General features: G+C 31.3%; 18 protein-coding genes. 4 read left to right on the top strand and 14 right to left on the bottom strand.

The features are described from left to right. Nucleotides 1–194: 194 nt before the first annotated feature. The 10 genes from BN2667_RS00520 to BN2667_RS00475 form a co-directional block, all read right to left on the bottom strand. Nucleotides 195–1,826 (bottom strand): DNA/RNA helicase domain-containing protein, encoded by a 1,632-nt coding sequence (locus tag BN2667_RS00520; protein ID WP_054251393.1) that lies wholly within the window; start codon nt 1,824–1,826, stop codon nt 195–197. Between the two features lie 309 nt (nt 1,827–2,135). Continuing rightward, nucleotides 2,136–2,846: a hypothetical protein gene (locus tag BN2667_RS00515; protein WP_054251392.1), complete on the bottom strand. Its 711-nt coding sequence runs from the start codon at nt 2,844–2,846 to the stop codon at nt 2,136–2,138. 4 nt (nt 2,847–2,850) lie between these two features. After that, nucleotides 2,851–3,510 (bottom strand): ABC transporter ATP-binding protein, encoded by a 660-nt coding sequence (locus BN2667_RS00510; protein WP_054251391.1) that lies wholly within the window; start codon nt 3,508–3,510, stop codon nt 2,851–2,853. 17 nt (nt 3,511–3,527) lie between these two features. Then, entirely contained in the window at nt 3,528–4,943 is a 1,416-nt protein-coding gene (locus tag BN2667_RS00505; protein ID WP_162200272.1) for an ABC-2 transporter permease, read from the bottom strand. Between the two features lie 365 nt (nt 4,944–5,308). Beyond that, nucleotides 5,309–6,337, bottom strand: a complete 1,029-nt coding sequence (locus BN2667_RS00500; protein WP_054251389.1) for a hypothetical protein — start codon at nt 6,335–6,337, stop codon at nt 5,309–5,311. A gap of 84 nt (nt 6,338–6,421) precedes the next feature. Next, nucleotides 6,422–6,610, bottom strand: coding sequence for a hypothetical protein (locus BN2667_RS00495; protein WP_054251388.1), 189 nt, complete (start codon nt 6,608–6,610; stop codon nt 6,422–6,424). A 66-nt stretch (nt 6,611–6,676) separates the two neighbouring features. Next, nucleotides 6,677–7,762 (bottom strand): DUF4367 domain-containing protein, encoded by a 1,086-nt coding sequence (locus BN2667_RS00490; protein ID WP_054251387.1) that lies wholly within the window; start codon nt 7,760–7,762, stop codon nt 6,677–6,679. Next, on the bottom strand, nt 7,755–8,309 hold the full coding sequence (locus tag BN2667_RS00485; protein WP_054251386.1) for an RNA polymerase sigma factor: 555 nt from the start codon (nt 8,307–8,309) through the stop codon (nt 7,755–7,757). Before BN2667_RS00485 ends, BN2667_RS00490 begins: the two co-directional genes overlap by 8 nt. Before the next feature lie 182 nt (nt 8,310–8,491). Next, nucleotides 8,492–8,683 carry a ferredoxin gene (locus tag BN2667_RS00480; protein ID WP_411913846.1) on the bottom strand — a complete coding sequence of 64 codons (192 nt, stop codon included), beginning with the start codon at nt 8,681–8,683 and terminating at the stop codon, nt 8,492–8,494. A 15-nt stretch (nt 8,684–8,698) separates the two neighbouring features. Continuing rightward, on the bottom strand, nt 8,699–9,352 hold the full coding sequence (locus BN2667_RS00475) for a cupin domain-containing protein (protein ID WP_054251385.1): 654 nt from the start codon (nt 9,350–9,352) through the stop codon (nt 8,699–8,701). Nucleotides 9,353–9,495: 143 nt separating this feature from the next. Here BN2667_RS00475 and BN2667_RS00470 point away from each other — a divergent pair, with 143 nt between their 5' ends. From BN2667_RS00470 to BN2667_RS00455, 4 genes are all read left to right on the top strand, one after another. Next, complete coding sequence (locus BN2667_RS00470; RefSeq protein WP_054251384.1) at nt 9,496–9,858, top strand: DUF488 domain-containing protein; 363 nt, start codon at nt 9,496–9,498, stop codon at nt 9,856–9,858. Nucleotides 9,859–10,022: 164 nt separating this feature from the next. Beyond that, nucleotides 10,023–10,748, top strand: coding sequence for a DUF5058 family protein (locus BN2667_RS00465; RefSeq protein ID WP_054251383.1), 726 nt, complete (start codon nt 10,023–10,025; stop codon nt 10,746–10,748). Between the two features lies 1 nt (nt 10,749). Further along, entirely contained in the window at nt 10,750–11,403 is a 654-nt protein-coding gene (locus BN2667_RS00460) for a hypothetical protein (protein WP_054251382.1), read from the top strand. 9 nt (nt 11,404–11,412) lie between these two features. After that, entirely contained in the window at nt 11,413–12,846 is a 1,434-nt protein-coding gene (locus BN2667_RS00455; RefSeq protein WP_054251381.1) for a M20/M25/M40 family metallo-hydrolase, read from the top strand. Between the two features lie 230 nt (nt 12,847–13,076). Here BN2667_RS00455 and BN2667_RS00450 read toward each other — a convergent pair whose 3' ends face one another. The 4 genes from BN2667_RS00450 to BN2667_RS00435 all read right to left on the bottom strand — a co-directional run bounded on the left by BN2667_RS00450 (nt 13,077) and on the right by BN2667_RS00435 (nt 17,275). Next, nucleotides 13,077–14,288: an oxygen-binding di-iron domain-containing protein gene (locus BN2667_RS00450; RefSeq protein ID WP_054251380.1), complete on the bottom strand. Its 1,212-nt coding sequence runs from the start codon at nt 14,286–14,288 to the stop codon at nt 13,077–13,079. Further along, nucleotides 14,288–14,989: a DUF542 domain-containing protein gene (locus tag BN2667_RS00445; RefSeq protein ID WP_054251379.1), complete on the bottom strand. Its 702-nt coding sequence runs from the start codon at nt 14,987–14,989 to the stop codon at nt 14,288–14,290. Before BN2667_RS00445 ends, BN2667_RS00450 begins: the two co-directional genes overlap by 1 nt. A gap of 76 nt (nt 14,990–15,065) precedes the next feature. Next, nucleotides 15,066–15,752 (bottom strand): Crp/Fnr family transcriptional regulator, encoded by a 687-nt coding sequence (locus tag BN2667_RS00440; RefSeq protein WP_054251378.1) that lies wholly within the window; start codon nt 15,750–15,752, stop codon nt 15,066–15,068. 626 nt (nt 15,753–16,378) lie between these two features. Next, entirely contained in the window at nt 16,379–17,275 is an 897-nt protein-coding gene (locus BN2667_RS00435; protein ID WP_054251377.1) for a DNA-binding protein, read from the bottom strand. Nucleotides 17,276–17,752: the final 477 nt, after the last annotated feature.

The following is a 17,752-nucleotide window of genomic DNA, read 5'->3' as shown; positions in this document are numbered from 1 at the left end:
ATAATCAAGCCCCTAACCATTACTAATCTATCATTGCTCTATCTTTTAATTTTGAAAGAATATTATTTATTTAGTTTTTAACTTTTTTTGTTAACACTGGGTTTGGGATTTATTGCGTCATTTACGAACTTTTCTTAAACTCTAAAAACTCATAGTCATCTCATTATAAATGTTTAATAGTTTATATTTAAAACTTATTTTTGTCTTAGAGCCCTGATTTCCTCTTTTAAATTCTCATTTTCGTTTTTTAGTTCTTCATTGATGTTTTTCCTCCAGTTAAGTATCTCCAATACCGTCTCATATAAATCAGGATTATTAATGATTACTATTTCTAGCTTGTCTCTAACTCTAGTTAAGGCTTCAAAATAACAACTAAACTCATCATATGGGTAGTTAATATAATTATTACTTTCTTTATAATTAGATGTTAATTTAGCAGTCTCAACATCGTAATATATATATTCATCAAATATAACAATTACATTATTGTATTCTTTTCCTATTACATCGTGAATATTTTTTGAAAAATTTAAAAGACTTTCCCTTTGCTTCTTCCCTGTGATCTTTGTATTATATTCCGTTAATTCAATAGGTACAAATTGATCGTGATTACACTTATTTTTGATATATTCTGATGCTATTTTTCTATCGTCAAAGTATTTAACCGTTACTTTTTTATAATCAGCTGGTTGACTTTCTCTATCATTAGGTTGCAATAATTTTCTAATAAACCACGACATTTCATTATTTTGTCGAATTTTATCACCTAAATGATAATTAATAATTTCTATTTTTTCATTTAGCCTGTCTTCTATATTTAATGTTTTCTCACTTGGATGCAATGTTTGTTTTTTATCAACGCTATAAACAACTAACTTTAAGTCTAAATTTATTAAGATATTATATTGTTCTTTTCTAACCCTTTGAAATTCATCAAATAAAACAACATCATACTCTTTAAGCTGTGAAAAATCAAAACTTATTGATTTTATATCAATAATATCAAAGTTATGAGTCTCACTTAATTCTCTATAGTTTTCTAATTTACCACAAAAAACTAAGATTACACTTTTATCTTGTTTTTTAAACTGTTTAGCTAAATGAAATAGTACAAGTGATTTTCCAGTGCCTGCCCCGCCTGATATGCAATAATATTGAGATTCAGTTTCTAATATTTTATCAACTATTTCCTTTTGTTCCTGATTTAAGTAATATGAGTTCGCTATAAATTTTTCAGGTTCACTATAAGGTGATATTATTAAATCTTCTGCTTTTATTGTTTCAAGCTTATTACATTCGACATAGTCACTTGATATGTCCTGAATTAATCTAGAAAAATCTACTTCTGAAAATTTATAATCTTCACTTGAGCAATCATTAGTTGGAGCTAATAAGTATAATTTTTCATCGCTTAAGACATATGCATAATTTATTACATTTTTTGTGCAATTTAATAAAATATGATTTTGTCTTCTTAAGGTCTCTTCAATTCTTTCCTTACCACCATTTGGATACTCAGACTTTAACTCAATATTTAAAGTCGTATCTTTATTAAATCTCAATAAATCAAATTCCTGATTAATAGCTTTACTGTTTTTATATCCATAATAAAAAGCTTCTTTCTGTTCGGGTTTCAATTTATTTCCTATCTTTTCATACAAGGATTTAAATGTTTCTAATTCTCTGTATTTTATTTGAATATTTGAAATGTTTGAAACCTCGTCATCTAGTGTTGCTAAAAAATTTTTCATTATATTTTTATTTTTATAGATCATAGGATTATTTATAATCTGATATAAAGAATCTAAATTAATACTTCTACTCATTTTATCACCTCATCAAAATCTTAATCTTCTTGTTTTCTTGAATACTTTTTTATACTAATTCTCGTTGAGTTCAATTATAAGAGTGTGCATTTTTTCGGTTGACATTTATATTAAACCATTAATTATATACTTAATTGTTTTAACCTATTATTAAGCTCGTATAAATATCATTATATATAGTATCAAAATAAAAAACAAATTTATATATAGCTATATAAATGGAAAATATTAAATAAATATCCGTTTATTCTCGCCATTAATAATATAAATCTTATTAATTCACAAAAGTCTGAGAATAATTACAATTTATCAAATGTTTTTTCTAAACATATTACTTTTTTCAAGTAATAAATAAATTAGGATTATTAGGACAAGGGCTATTGCTATTAGTGTTATTCTATTTTGTATAAATTCATAGTCGCTAAAGGCTTTAAAGGAAAGAGGGTGAAGGGTGAAATTTTTTAAAAATCTTCCTTCTGAAAAATAATCAAATAAGACATATAAAAATAGGCAGCCAAGGGCGTAGTAATATTGTCCTAATATTATTTGAATAAATAAGACATAGGTTGATAAGACCACCATATTGATTAAAGTATAAGTATGAAAGCCCCAAACTGGTAGAAAATCATAACCTAGTTCATTTATTACAGCTCCTTTAAAAAAACTAATTGATGGATAAAATAATAAGAAAAATATTAAAGTCCATAGGAAAAATCTGCATATGAGAAATTTAAAATTTGATATAGGCAGGCTTAGACTAAAGGCTATAGTTTCTCTTGAGTGACTATCTGAAAATATTTTTATTATAAAACTTGTAAAAATTAAAGGATAAATAAGCTCGATCCATTTTAAAAAATTTGTATTTTGGCTGCTTAATTTCTTGGCCTCTAAGGCATCATTAAAAAAGCGAATTTCATAAAGGCCAAAATATAGGCATAGAGTAAAAATACTAATAGCTAATAATAGGCTTGCAAATATTATCTTGTTGTTTTTTATATCTACTTTTAAAATTCCCAGCATTTTCCTATCTTTCCTTATAAGATTCTAAATCTCCATTAAAAATAATTTTTCCTTCTTTGACTTCAATAATTATATCGACGCATTGAAAAATATCTTCTTCTAAATGAGTTGAATATAAAATTATTACCTGTGGATAATTTATTTTTATGTGCTCATAAATTTTTCTAAGTTCTTCTCTGCCTTCTTTGTCAAGGCCTGAAGAAGGCTCATCTAAGAGAATAAGTTTTGGTTTTAGGGACAAGGCTCCAGCAATTATTACTCTTTTTTTCATCCCCTCTGATAGGGCCTTTAATTTTTTGTCTTTATATTCATTTATGCCAAATAAATTTAGATATTCATCTGGATTAGAAGATTTAAAGCCACTCATAAAATCTATATACTCTTTTACTTTTATGTTGTCGTAGGAATTAAATTTCTGAGGTACATAGGCTATAAGCTTTTTTATTTGGTCAAGGTTTTTATAACTAATGTCATTAAGAAAAATTTCTCCTGCTTTAACCTTGTATATTGTTGCCAGGATTTTTATTAAAGTAGTTTTTCCAGAGCCATTGTGACCAATTAGGACATTGATTCCCTCTTCCAAGTCTAAGGTCATATTTTCTATAAAGTTTTTTCTCCTATAAGAAAAACTTAAGTCTTTTATGCTTAAAATATTTTTAGTCATCTTATCACCTAACATAATTAGTACTCACTAAGCATTAAGCTGTCATCTAGTTCAAAGTAATCTCCGTGGCCACTAGGGAAAATAACAATTTGTCTTGGGTTTTTCCTGGCAAGACCATTTTCAATACAATACTCAATTGTTTTATCATAGTCAGCCAAATAATTCTTTATAATTTCTTCTGAGCTTACATAACGAACTCCGTCTCTATCTGTCTCAGCATAGTATCCATCTGATAAATACAAGTATTTGCTCCTGCCACTTATATGGCTTGATCCTGAGTCTAAAATCTCAAAATCATTCAAATTTGTAATTAGCTTGTTGTTATAAGATATTTGAAGGTCAAAGTCGACTTCACTATTGGTCTTTATTATAGGATACCAATTCATTGCTGGCAAAAGATTTGAAGAAGATTTGGAAGAATAATTTAATAAAATACCTGGGTTTAGGAGATCTTTTAAGGTGCCACCATAGCTAATAAAAAGTTTTTTCTTCTCACCTGGCTCTAATAAAATCCCCTTAAATAATAGACTTTCACCATCCCTACTATAAGAGAAATCTTTTCCATCTAAGAGGAGCTCATCAATATAAAGGCTAGAACTAAAGGCCATAGAAAAATCCTCTACTAGGTCTTCTCCATTATTTACTAGCTCAATTTCGCAAATATTTTTAAAATTTTCGCCTAAGGCTATATCCATTTTATAAGAGGTCACTTCTACATCGCTATTATAGTCTTCCAAAAAAGCTTCTCTCTTTTCCATTGTAGACAAACTATATACAGACGAATATTCTTCATAATTTACATCTGCCGACTTAGTTAAGACAAAACTGCTAAGGGCCAGAAGAAAAACAATACTAACAAAATGTATTCCCTTCTTAGAAGCAAATGTAGCAAGTAAAATTACTAATAAAAGAATAGCAAAGACAAGGGGAATAGCCTTGTCAAAAAAGTAGACTCTGTCATAGACATTTCCAAGAGATGTTAAGAAGGTAAGTTGTACATTGTCTTCTAAAAAACTAAGCCCCTTCCAAAAATCCATCTTCTCAGGAAAGATCATAAATAAAAATCTCATAGAAAATAGTGGAGTGAAAAACAAAACAGGAATGAAGACAAAAAGATAGGCAAGCTTGTATTTTATAAGTCTACCTACTAACATTCCCAAAACAAGACTAAAATTAAAGGCCAAAATATCTATGAAAATAACATTAAAAATAACATTGAAAATATATCCCAGGCTATAGCCTAGAAATAAAGCTGAAAGAAATAAGAAAATAAAAGTAACAACTAGGTAAATACCTACAAAAAGTAAATTAGAAAAATAAAGAGCTAAAATAGTTTTTTCCCTACTAAGAGGCAGGGTCAAGTCCATATCGTCTAAAGATTGGATAGAATATACGCCAACAAAAAAGCACAAGCCCATTGTGAGAATTTCCACAAAATGAAAATTTCTATTCCAGGACCCAAAATTAAAAGCCTTAAAAAATCCAAAATTAAAAAATAAATAACCATAAAAAAGACAAATAGGCACAAAGAAAATAAACTTCCACTTGCTCCTAAACAGGTCCAAAAAATTAATTTTTATTTTATCCAACATATAAAGCTCCTTAAGAAATAGGGAACTTAGATTTCTATAAGCTCCCTTTATTTTCAATTAATTATCTTGCAAATATCCACTTGGTTTTTTCCTTGCAATAACTTGAACGATCTTTACTTTTATATTAGCAGTTATTAAAAGCAGGTACAAGACCTGCTTGAAATTTTCGTTCTATTTTTCATAATCTATTTTTGATCTTCTATTATCTAGTGCCCTATCAATTGGTAGTTATTAATAAAGCCATTTTCTGTCGGTTCAAATAATAATTCATAGGATTTATCTTCTAGGTTGTACTTATAGAGTTTTCTATTTTCATCATTTTCTAACTCTGAAAGGACGTATAAGGACTTGCCATCTTCAGAAAATGAAGCGTTGCCCTTTTCTATTCTATAAGGCGGAAGGTCAAAGTCTAGCTTCTTGTTTTCTTCTAGATCATAATAAATACATTCAGATGGAGTTGCAGAGTCGTTGTATTTGTGGTCGTAAATAACTAATAGTTTTGAATCGTTTATAAGTAACATACGGGCCCACTTTTCAGGTATCGTAAATAACTTTGTCTCGTCTTCAAAGTCAAAGCTTATTTTCCATATAGAGTGATCAGGAATTACAAAGTCGTCACTTGTCTGATGTTGCAAATTATATCTATCCTCTTTTTCTGAATATGTGCTAATATAAATACTTGCAGTCTCTTCATCTACGCAGATGTTTTCAATGTTTGTATCTCCATCATCGCCCCAGTATTTTATTTCCTTGGTATTTTTATCATAGGCTCCTAAACAAACATTTGCCTGGCCTAATTTGCAGGCAGCAAAAAACACCTTATCCTTAGTAGGAATAATATAATTTACTGCAAATAAATTATCGGTGATTTGCTCTTCTTCTTTTGTTTCCAAGTTATAAGAAAAAATTTGATCTCCCGTATTATTTACATCTTTTGATAAATAAGCTATATTATCTGCTAAATCACATGCACCTAAAGAGTATTGTGCTGTAAATGGAAAATCTATCGCTTTTTCCACCTCATTATTTTCAGTAAAAAATGTGAAGAGGGAAACTATCAATTGTCCCTCTTCGTTTTTATGTGTTTCTGTAATAGAAATATATTGTCTATTATCTTTCTCAACTGGAGCCTGGTCGGCTGACTTACAAGATATTAGTATTAGACAAATACTGCTTATAAGAAAAATAATAGGAATATTTCTCCTTATTTTCTTTATTGTAAAATTAAAATTCATAATAATACCGTCCTTTCAAAAGTGAAATTTTTTAAATAATTAAAGTCCTATGTATAAAAAGCAGGTAAAAACCTGCTTAAAATTTTAATCTTCTTTGTCTAAATCTTTATACAAAAGATATAGGGCAAGAACGCCAGTAAATGAAAATACTATTACCATTTCTGTAAACATCAATAAGTTGGTGTCTAAAATTGGATAAAGTAGGGTTTTATAAACCAAACCTGGATACACCAATATCAATAGTAAAATCCAATACTTTAAATGCTTTTTCATCTTCTTATTTCCTCCTAATTTAAATTTTTACCTCTCACTTATATATCGTTTGAACTAGCAAAAACCCTACAAAGATTTTTCCATTTTTTCAAATATTTTTTCTGCTAGATCTAAAATTTCATCTATGTTAGATACATAACTATGGAATTCATAATAGTATCCTTTATATTCAGTAATCGCTAAGTTACCAAATCTATCATTTTCTCCTATGCCTATTAAATAATCTCTGTTGTTAATTGTTTTTCTTTCATACTTTATATGTTCATTGTCTAATCCAATACTTCCTGTTAATTCTGTAGATGTAAGTGTTATATAGAATAAAGTATTTTTTCTATTAATTAACTCAATTGCTTTAACTTTATTTAAATCTTCAAACTCAGTAACCTTATATCTATCAGGTATAAACTCTTCTTTAAATTCTAATCTAACATTATCCTCATTAAAAGATTTTTCCATTTTTTCAAATATTTTTTCTGCTAAGTCTACTAACTCATCTGCAGGCATTTCAAAACTAGAAAATGTATATCTATAGCCTTTGTATTCGCTGACGACCATATTTTTATCACCTTGATCTATATCTTCTATTATTAAAAACTCCAATTCTCCTTTTTTCTCATATCGGAAAGTGTTGTGCTCATTATCTATTCCAATAGATCCTGTTCCTTTAGTTGAATTTAGATTTAGAGTTGCCTTTTTATTACTTCTATTATAAATGTCATACGATTTCATATACTCAGAGTCAAATGTTTTTTCCACCTTATATCCATCAGGTATAAACTCTTGTTTAAACTCTACTCTAATATTATCCTCGTCTTTTCTCTTTACATCTATGGCAATATGGTCGTCTAGCCAGGTTATTTTTCTATATTCATTGGCCCAGTCCCAAAGGCTTTGGAAGGCTGCCTTGGCTCCTTGGTTGTTATTAACTAAAAGGCTGGTCGCTCCTGCAAATATTAATAGGTAGATGGCAACTTTTTTTAGGAGATTTCTCTTTCTCTTATCTTCTTTTTTTATTAAGCTTATCATCTTATTTTGAAAGGATTTTGATAAGGGGAATTTTTCTACTTTTACACTTGCAAGTTCTTCTTTAAAGTTTTCTTCTAGGGCTTTTTCTAGTAAGCTATCGAAGTTTTCTTCTTTTATTTTATTCATAAATTATTCCCTCCTCCTTCATTTTATTTCTAATTTTTTCCTTGGCCCTGTAGAGTCTCATTTCTACTGTCTTTGTTTGCATATTTAATAGGGCTCCAATTTCTCTATAGGTCATCTTGTCCTTGTATCTAAAGATTAGGATTTGGTAGGATATTTGGTCCAGGGTCTTTAGATATTTTTTTAAAAGTTCTATGGTCTCTCTTTCTTCGTACTGGTCTTCTATTGGATTTTTTAAAACTGTATGTTTTTCTACTTCTTCTATACTTGCATCTACAAACCTACTTTCTCTTCTTAGTTGGTCTATAGATTTTCCTCTTATTATTGTAAGCATTATCTTTATAAATTCTTCCTCTTCAATTTTTAGATAGGACCTCTTTTTTTCAAGCACATAAAGGAAAGCCTCGTGAACTGCTTCTTCGGCTTTGGAAAGGTCTTTTACAAATGTCATTGAGTAGCTAATAAAGTAGTCTATGTACTCTTCATAAACTGCCTCTAGCTTTATTTTTTCTTCTTCTCTTTCAAGGCTTGATAGGTATAGAAATAACATTTTATCTCCCTGAGATTTTATCCCTTCATATATATATCGTATGAAAGTGGGAAAACCCTACAAAAATTTTTTTATTTTTCTATTTTTATTGTAAGCTATAAAGTTTAAAGAGGCTAGAGAGCTTTATATTTTCATTAAAAAAACCAGGGCTAGGATTTCTAACTCTGGTTCAAAACTAATATTTATATTTCTTCTATAACTGAAACTGGACAAAGGTCTTTGGCTTCTGCTGCTGCAGCTTTATCTGCTTCAGCTACTTCTGTTTCAATGGCCTTTGCTGTACCTTCATCTGTCATAGAAAATACTTGGGGACAGGTGTCAGCACAAAGTCCGCATCCTATACAGCCGTCATTTACTCTATATTTCATTATCATAAGCCTCTCTTTCTTTTATTCTAATGTTAAAATCAGTGCCATCTTAAAGTTTTCTGTAGCCTTTATTGAGTGAAGGCCACCTTTGGCAAAGTGAAAATTTTCTCCTGCACGAATTAGATGGTCTTTGCCCTCATAGCCAATTATTGCCTCGCCGTCTAAGGCAAGTATAAGGGCAGAGCCTGGGGCGGCGTGTTCAGAAAGTCCTGTCCCCTTATCAAAGGCCATAAGGACAAATTTCATCTTGTCATTGGACATCAGGTCCATGTTTACAATTCTGTCTTCTCCATAGGAAATAAGATCTTTTAGTTTAAAAACTTCTCCTGCTTTAATTATTTCGTTCATTTTCGTCTCCTTTCTTAAATTTACTTCTATATATACACTGTCTTCCTTACTTTTAAAGCCAACTGGCTTCTTAATAGCTGTTAAAATACTTTCTCCAAGATCCAAGTTTTTTAAAAATCCATCACTTCCATAAACTTCTAAAGATCCACTTAGGGGAATTATTAGTTTGTAGGAGGGATAAATCTCTGGGCTAATGTCTGTATCCTTGGCCAGAGAAAAATAGCTAATTGAATTTTCTCCGCTGTGAATTTCTTTTGATACAGTACAGCCTTTAAGGGGTGGATTATCTTTTGCTATAGAAAAAACTTGGCCTATTTTTTCTTTCATCTTATCAGCTCCTTGTATAATAAAAAATTTTGTCTTTGTTGATTTTCTATTTAGATTATCCTACAATTAAAGAAAGATGTATGTTGTTTTAACAACGAAATAGCTTTTAAAAAAATAATTTATCTTAAGGAGGATATTAAAATATGTATGAACTGCAATGCAAGAGAATTTATGAACCAGCTAATCAAGCAGACGGCTTTCGTATTCTTGTAGATAGGCTGTGGCCACGAGGTATAAAAAAAGAAGATGCTAAAATTGATTTATGGGCCAAGGATATTGCTCCATCAACAGATCTTAGAAAATTCTTCGCCCATGATCCTAAAAAATACGTCAGCTTTAAAAAGGCTTATAGGGAGGAATTGACAGACAACCCTGCAGCAGAAAATTTTAAAGACCTTTGCCTAGAAAAAATAAAGGACCAAAGAGTAACCCTGCTTTATGGAGCAAAAGATGAAAAATATAACCATGCCCTTGTTTTAAAAACCTGGCTGGAAGAACAAATGTAGAGTAATTATTTGCTAAGATATATGTATTTTAGTAAGAAAGCTCAAGAATTAGGCTAGGTAATATTTAATATAAAAAACTCTCAAACTTAAGTTTTTTAGCTAAGAAAAAATTTCTATCATTTTTTGTTTTATGGTAAAATATTCTTAAGAAAGGGGTTGTTTTTATGTTTGATGTCAATGATAAAGTCTTATTTGTTCTAGCAGGCCTTGTCATCTTATTTGTGCTAGGCCAATCTGTTCTCTTTTTTCTTATTGCCTATAGAAGGGCAAAAGAGCTTAATATGGATATGAAAAAGCTTAGGTCTGTTCTCATCGGAACGGGAATTTTTACTATTGCTCCTGCGATTTCAATTCTCATAGGCCTAATTTCTCTTTCTAAGTTTTTAGGACTGCCTCTGCCTTGGCTAAGGCTTTCTGTAGTTGGGGCTCTTACTTACGAGCTACCTGCTGCTACAACTGCTGCCAGTGCTATGGGAGTTAGTCTTAATGAAACTATTACTGATCCAGTGGTTTATTCTACTATTGCCTGGGTTATGACTTTAGGAATTATGGCAGGAATCTTTATTATTACTTTTTGGCTAAAAAAAATTGAGTCAGGGTTAATTAAAATTAAGGGAACTGACCAAAAGTGGGGAGATATTTTTATGGATTCTCTCTTTTTAGGTATGATCTCAGCCTTCTTGGGCATGATTTTTTCTGATGTTCATTTGGGAATGGTTGGATTTATTCCTGTTGTGGTTATGTTAGTTAGTTCTCTTATTATGCTAGTTTGTGGATATTTTATTAAATTTAAAAACCAGGCTTGGCTTGAAAATTATGCCCTGCCTATTAGTATGATATCTTCTATGCTTTTATCAATTCCAATTACTCATCTTATGGGAGGTGTTTAAAATGAAAGACTACAAGGACAAGGTACATTTTTATGGCAAAGTTACTAATTCTATAGCCATGCTTTTGTTTATTTCCTATCCTCTTTTATTTTCTTTTTTCTATAAGGCCTGGCCAAGTTTTGGACCTTTTATTAAAGGGCTTTTAGGAATTATTCCTATTTTTTGGACAGTTGCTGTTATTGAAGTTTTTACTTTTGCGCCAATGCTTGGAACTGCTGGCAGCTATCTTGGTTTTGTTACTGGAAATGTAACTAGCTTAAAGGTGCCTGCTGCTATTAATGCTATGGAAGCTATGAAGGTAGACGCCCAATCTGAAGAAGGCGAAGTTGTTTCTACTATGGCCATTGCCCTATCTTCTATTGTCACTATAATAATAATTTTTTTAGGTATGCTTTTGCTTACTAGGATTAGGCCGCTTTTAGAATCTCCAAGTCTAAAGCCTGCCTTTGACAATATTCTGCCAGCCCTTTTTGGTGGTCTGGCTGTAGTTTTCTTTTCTAAAAACTACAAAATCGCAATTGCTCCCTGCCTGCTAATGATTTTACTTTTTGTTTTTATTCCTTCTCTAGCTTCTGCTGTAAGTTTAATGGTTCCAGTAGGTGCTTGCTTTACTATACTCGTTTCTCGAATTTTGTACAAGAAAGGATTAATTTAAGGTGATTTTATGTTTTGGAAATTTTTATTAATAGCTATTCTGCTCTTTATAGGCTTTTTAGTCTATCGAGCATATAAGTTTGTCCCTGAAAAAAGAGAGCCTATAGAAAAAACTGAAGTGGACTTGGACTTTGACCAGGCCATCTCCAATTTTTCTGAAATAATTAAAATTCCAACAGTTTCCCACACTGATGGAGTTGGCGAAGATGAAGAGGTCTTTGATAAAATGCTTGCTACTATAAAGGAGCTTTATCCTAGAGTTTTTGAAAAAACTACTTTTGAAAAAGTAGGTCGCAGAGGTTTTCTTTTCCACTGGAAGGGACAAAGAGAAACAAATCCAAGTGTTTTTATGGCCCACTATGATGTAGTTCCAGTTGATGAAGCTAAATGGACCTTTGATCCTTTTTCAGGTGAAATTAAGGATGGATATTTATTTGGTCGTGGAACTTTAGATACTAAGGGAACCTTTGTAGCTGTTTTAGAAACTGCTGAAAAACTTTTAGAAGAAGGTTTTGTTCCTGAAGATGATATTTATCTGGCCTTTTCTGGCGAAGAAGAACCTCATGGTCCTAGCGCTGACCTTATGGCTCAAAAAATTCACGGAAAAAATCATGAGATTAAATTTGTCCTAGACGAAGGTGGAGCAGTTGTTGAAAATATTTTTCCTGGAACTGATAACCGCATTGCAGTAATTGGTATTGGAGAAAAGGGAGTAATGGATTTGAAGCTAAAAGTTGGCGGCAAAGGAGGCCACGCTTCCCAACCACCAGCAAAGTCTCTAATAGGAAAATTATCTAAGGGGCTTGTGAACATAGAAAACAATCCAATGCCCGTCCACCTAAACCCGCCATTTGTAAAACTTATTGACAAGGTAGGCAGGTATGCGTCTTTTCCAATTCGAATAGTCCTTGCAAATTTAAAAATATTTAAGCCGATTTTAAATCTTGCAGGAAAAAAACTAGGTGGCGAGCTTAATGCCCTTATGAGAACTAGCTTTGCCTTTACTACCTTAGAAGGCTCAAAACAAATAAATGTAATGCCACCTTCAGTTGAAGCAGGAATAAACATTCGCTGCCTAAAAGAAGATTCAAAAGATGATATTTTAAATCACATTAAAAAAGTTTCAAAAATCGAAAACTTAGACCTAGAAGTTCCATTTTATGAAGGAGCTAGCAATTATTCTAAAACCGATGTTGATGGCTACAAACTTTTAGAAAAATCTATAAACGAAACCTGGGAAGATGCAATAGTAAGTCCCTATCTAATGATCGCCGCATCAGACAGCAGGTACTATTCAAAATTTTCAGACAGGGTTTACCGCTTCTCAGCCATGGAAATGACCAAGGAAGAAAGAGGCCTAATTCACGGCGAAGATGAAAAAATTAGACTAGAAGAATGGAAAAACACCTTGAGATTTTATTATAGGATAATGAAGAGAATGTAAGATTCTTATTTTTGGAATAAAAATTTTCATAAAAAAGGCCTTTAGATTATAAGATTCAAATCTAAAGGCCTTTTAAATTTTGCTTCTATACAAAGTAGTGCTGGTAGAAATATTCATTGACACTATTTAGTATATAGTCTTTCTTTTTTTAACTAGGTTAGTATATCTAACTCAGGTTTTTGGATTAGTTTTAAATTATAGAGGTTATCTTTAACGGCTCTACGCCTTTCTTATTGTTTATCAGCACAAGTTGATGCAGCAAGTAAGGCCTTAGTGAATTTTTTAGTTTCCTTTAAAAATTCATCATCTGGCATCCAAGAGGCCTTTAGCTCTTCGTCTATAACTTTAAAGCCTGCTTTTTCAAGTTCTGTTTTCAATACCTTGTTCCCTTCTCCAGACCAGCCATAGGATCCAAAAACTCCTGCTACTTTATCTTTGAATTTTAATTCTTGAAGAAAGTGTAGCCAACCTGACATAGTAGTGATTGTAGAGTTTCCAACTGTAGGTGAGCCTACTGCTATGGCCTTGGATTTAAACACTTCTGTCATAATATCGTTTCTATCCATTTCAGCTACAGACAAAACTTTTGTCCTAGTTGATGGAGAAAGCTCTCTTATATCATCTGCAATTTTATGGGCGATTTTCTTAGTTGCTCCCCACATAGAGTCATAAATTATAGTTACTTGATCTTCTTTATAGGCATCTGCCCATTCAGCATATTTATTAACTATCTCAAGAGCATTTTCTCTCCAAATACTACCGTGACTTGTTGCTATAATATCTATTGGCAAGTTCATAGCTACAATTTCTTCAATTTTCTTTTTTGCAAAAGATGAGAAAGGAGTTAATATATTGGCATAATACTTCATAGCTTCATTCCAAAGAATAGTTGGATCTGCTTTGTCGTTGAATAATTCACTTAATGCATAGTGTTGGCCAAAGGCATCGTTAGAAAATAAAATGTTATCTCCTGTCATATAAGTTGCCATTGAGTCCGGCCAATGGAGCATTTTCATTTCTACAAACACCAATTGCTTGCCATTTCCTATGTCTATAGAGTCTCCGGTTTTTACAACCCTGTAGTCCCATTCTGGATGGTGGTATTGGCCAATAAGAGATTTTTTACCATTGGCAGTACAGAAAATTGGAGTATTTGGAATTTCTTCCATAATTTCTAACAAGGAACCTGAATGATCAGGCTCTCCATGATTTATAACTATATAGTCAATTTTATCTAGGTCGATTTCACTTTTTAAATTCTTTACAAACTCTTCCTTGTGAGGAGTCCATACAGTATCTATTAATACCGTCTTTTCCTCCATAATCAAATAGGCATTTTGACTAGATCCGTTATGAACAGAGTATTCTGTCCCATGAAATTCCTGAAGTTCCCAATCAATTTTTCCTACCCAATAAACATTATTTTTAATTTGCTTTTTCATTATTTTTCCTCACTTTCTATATACTTCGCAAACATAATAGAGTTTTCTTTGAAGATATGGACAAAGATATCCTTTACTAATTTCTCTAACAAGTTAAAGGTGTACCTATAAGTATTACATCCATCTTCTGGCACTTTAAACCAAGATGTTAAATCTATCATTTCCTTTATTAAAGATCCAGCTCTTTCGTGGTCTACTTCTAAATCTTCAACTTTTTTTATTATTTCTGGACTTGGGTTTTCATTTTCAAGCATTAGAGGAAAGGTCACTTCCTCTTCCGTAATAAAATGTTCTTCTAAATCTTTTTTTAGATTAGCAAACAGTGAATGAAGTTTCATTAATTCTTTACCATGATGCTTATAGTGGACAGATAGAATTTTATTTAATAGAGGATCTATTTCAAATAATAAATCTCTCTCCTTATTGTGATGGTCTACAATTAGAGACGCTACCATTTCTTTTAGACTAAGGTCCTTAAATTTTTCTAATTCTATGCCTTGTGCTTCTTTAGAATAAGAAGGGTTAAAATTTTTTTCTATTTTTTCAAGAAGATCCTGGGGCCTGATATTTTTCTCGCCAGCAACTTCTTCAATTGTCATGTGGCCATTACAACAAAAGTCAATCCTTTCCCTATTAAAAAATTCCATTATGGCGTTATCAAGTTTTACAATATCTTCAATCTTAGTGTTAATATTTATCATTTTTCGCCTCCTCTAATTTTCTTAATCCTATTTTATCCAAGGAAAGAATTCTTTTCCGTGTCCTATGTCACACATTTTAAAAAATACTTAAGTTAATTAGACCAGGAAGGTTTTTTATCTTTATTTTTTTATATGCTTGATTTTCAATATAGCCATCTTCTTCCAACTGAGATAACTTTCTAGATACAGTTTCTCTAGACATATTTATTGTTTGACCTATTGTTTCTTGATTAAGATTTATAGTGTCGTCTTTTATTATTCTAGCCCTGTAAGCCAAAAAAGCAGCCAGTCTTGTATAGGCATCTCTTATTGATAGAATTTCCAACAATTTTTCAGTCTCATAAACTTTTTCGCTTAATGATTTTATCATATTTAAGGAAAAATCATGGTCTTTAACTAAAATGCTTCTCAACACAGACTTGTCAATTTGACAAATTCCAGTTTTCTCTATAGCTATACCATTTGACTCAAAATATTTGTCTATAAATATAGAATCATCACCTATAATATCTCCTTCAGCATAGATTTTCTTAATATTTTCCCTTCCTTCTTCGTCATAATTAGAAATTTTTATTTTTCCATATCTAAGAACAATTATTTTATCAATAGGATCTCCATCAAAAAAAATACTTGCCCCTCGATTATAATCCTTGTGGACTGCAGAGAGATAAATAATTTTTGTTTGATCTATTCCTAGCTCTTCAAAAAGCTTAATCTTTGATAAACATCTACCATTAGCCTTGCACAGCTTACAAGTTTCCATAAAGCCTCCTATTGTTTCAAGAGGACTTCCACCCCTCTTAGTTGTTTTCAATAATAGTTATTTTTATAACTTTTCTGTAGGTCCATAAATTATTATTTTATATATACCCGAATTAAATTTAATTTTTCAATCGAGTAAGGTCTGATATGCAGCCCCTATCACAACCCTTGTGTGCCCCTTGACATATGGCAGGATAGGTTCCAATACTTTCATCATTTACTTGGAGAATTTACGCCTTGGGTTTACGGTTAGCTTTTGGGTTTTGCTATCTAATTAATATAAATTTAAAATATTTATATTATAAGCTCCTAACGTCAAATTCTTTTGACATTTGATGATGAATTTAAGTTTATATTACTAGAAGTCCCCTGTGATCATAAACAGATTTACTTGTATCATTCCTCCACCTTATTGCCCTATCAAGGGCCAAAACTGTTTTTAGTAGATTTTTCTATAAAGCTATATTAGACTAGATTATCTTTTTTTCTTTTTTAAAAACAAAAAAGCCCAAGAAGAAATTCTCTCCCAGACTTTGGCTAGGTCTCTCGACATGAATATTCTATTTAAAATGTTTTACTAGCGTCTTTAAAATTTAGAAAAATGTTTAAAAGGCTAATAAATCCAATTTATTTTATTTCAAGTATTCCTAAATACTCATCTAGTCTTTCATTGACATAAGAGGCAAACAGGCTTTCCATTTCATTTAAGTTATTTTTTACATGATATTCATCAAAGGCATTATAATATTTTATTCTGTCTGTAAATTTTATATCTATAGGTGGAATGCCTGCCTTCATAAGTTCGAGGTTGACTAAAAGTCTGCCAGTTCTTCCATTTCCATCAATAAATGGATGGATTCCCTCGAATTCTATATGAAATTTTGCAAGTTTTCTTATGATATGGTCACTTGATTTTTTGTAATTTATTAGAAGCTCTTCCATTTTAGGCTCAATTAAATATGGTTGTACAGGTTCATGACTTGCACCTACTATACGGACAGGAACTTTTCTATAGACTCCCCTATCTTCTTTTTTGTCTCCCAATACAAGATAGTGAATTTGCTTTATTAAACTTTCTGTCAATTCTCTATTTTCTTTGACCAAATCTACAACAAAATAAAAGGCTTCTTTATGAGAAACTGCTTCTATATGATCTTTTAATGGTTTCTTATCAATAGTAAGCCCTCTAAGGACCATATCTGTTTCTCTTAAAGTAAGGGTGTTTCCTTCAATAGCATTGGTATTGTAGGTGTATTCAATCATGAAATCTTCTGTTAGCCTTGCAACTTCTCCCTCTGTAAGAGGTCTTAGGCTACTTAGTTTTTTTAACTTTTCATCAATCATTGGCAAAAGAGTTTTAGGCTTTGTAAGTCTTTCATCTATAGGCTTTCTTGCATTAGATGGAATTTTCCATATCTTGCCTTCTTTATAAGCATTGGGAATTCTTCCTTCACTGCATAAAATTCTAACTCTTCTTTCTGATATGCCCCATTTTTTTGCAATTTCCCTTACGTTCGTAAACATACTCTGCCTCCTTTTATAATTTATAATATTATTCCATCGGAACAATGTCAAGATTATCGGAATAAAATATATGAGTTTTAGGAATAATGCTAGTAGCTAATAAAAAATATATGACATAGCCTTTGTAATGCTGTAAATTCATCGACATTTCTTAAAACTGATCTTCTCTCAAACAAAAAAGCCCAAGAAGAAATTCTCTCCCCGCCTTTGACTTGGTCTCTCGACTTGCATATTCTATTTAAAATAATTAACTAGCGTTTGTTCTCTTCTTTTTTGTGTTCTGTACAAAGCCTAACATCTGTTAGGTTGTGCATCTTTGATAAGATCAAGGTCGCTTTGGTTTTTTTTGAAATCTTTCTAGCTCCTAATGGATATAAGAAAAGCCCTGAAGTTTTCCCTCCAAGGCTTATATATATTTCTTGCTGATTATAGTTGGACATCCTAGGACATTTAGGACATATATCTTATCTAGCATTT

This window comes from Neofamilia massiliensis (assembly GCF_001299475.1).
Classification (GTDB): domain Bacteria; phylum Bacillota; class Clostridia; order Tissierellales; family Peptoniphilaceae; genus Neofamilia; species Neofamilia massiliensis.
Note: the sequence above shows the minus strand (reverse complement) of the source record. Positions and strands in the feature narration are given on the sequence as shown.

Bases quoted from the DNA above. Each gene is read 5' to 3' on its own strand.
- BN2667_RS00520 (WP_054251393.1), bottom strand. From the start codon at position 1,826: ATGAGTAGAAGTATTAATTTAGATTCTTTATATCAGATTATAAATAAT.
- BN2667_RS00515 (WP_054251392.1), bottom strand. From the start codon at position 2,846: ATGCTGGGAATTTTAAAAGTAGATATAAAAAACAACAAGATAATATTT.
- BN2667_RS00510 (WP_054251391.1), bottom strand. From the start codon at position 3,510: ATGACTAAAAATATTTTAAGCATAAAAGACTTAAGTTTTTCTTATAGG.
- BN2667_RS00500 (WP_054251389.1), bottom strand. From the start codon at position 6,337: ATGAATTTTAATTTTACAATAAAGAAAATAAGGAGAAATATTCCTATT.
- BN2667_RS00495 (WP_054251388.1), bottom strand. From the start codon at position 6,610: ATGAAAAAGCATTTAAAGTATTGGATTTTACTATTGATATTGGTGTAT.
- BN2667_RS00490 (WP_054251387.1), bottom strand. From the start codon at position 7,762: ATGAATAAAATAAAAGAAGAAAACTTCGATAGCTTACTAGAAAAAGCC.
- BN2667_RS00485 (WP_054251386.1), bottom strand. From the start codon at position 8,309: ATGTTATTTCTATACCTATCAAGCCTTGAAAGAGAAGAAGAAAAAATA.
- BN2667_RS00480 (WP_411913846.1), bottom strand. From the start codon at position 8,683: ATGATAATGAAATATAGAGTAAATGACGGCTGTATAGGATGCGGACTT.
- BN2667_RS00475 (WP_054251385.1), bottom strand. From the start codon at position 9,352: ATGAAAGAAAAAATAGGCCAAGTTTTTTCTATAGCAAAAGATAATCCA.
- BN2667_RS00470 (WP_054251384.1), top strand. From the start codon at position 9,496: ATGTATGAACTGCAATGCAAGAGAATTTATGAACCAGCTAATCAAGCA.
- BN2667_RS00465 (WP_054251383.1), top strand. From the start codon at position 10,023: ATGTTTGATGTCAATGATAAAGTCTTATTTGTTCTAGCAGGCCTTGTC.
- BN2667_RS00460 (WP_054251382.1), top strand. From the start codon at position 10,750: ATGAAAGACTACAAGGACAAGGTACATTTTTATGGCAAAGTTACTAAT.
- BN2667_RS00455 (WP_054251381.1), top strand. From the start codon at position 11,413: ATGTTTTGGAAATTTTTATTAATAGCTATTCTGCTCTTTATAGGCTTT.
- BN2667_RS00450 (WP_054251380.1), bottom strand. From the start codon at position 14,288: ATGAAAAAGCAAATTAAAAATAATGTTTATTGGGTAGGAAAAATTGAT.
- BN2667_RS00445 (WP_054251379.1), bottom strand. From the start codon at position 14,989: ATGATAAATATTAACACTAAGATTGAAGATATTGTAAAACTTGATAAC.
- BN2667_RS00440 (WP_054251378.1), bottom strand. From the start codon at position 15,752: ATGGAAACTTGTAAGCTGTGCAAGGCTAATGGTAGATGTTTATCAAAG.
- BN2667_RS00435 (WP_054251377.1), bottom strand. From the start codon at position 17,275: ATGTTTACGAACGTAAGGGAAATTGCAAAAAAATGGGGCATATCAGAA.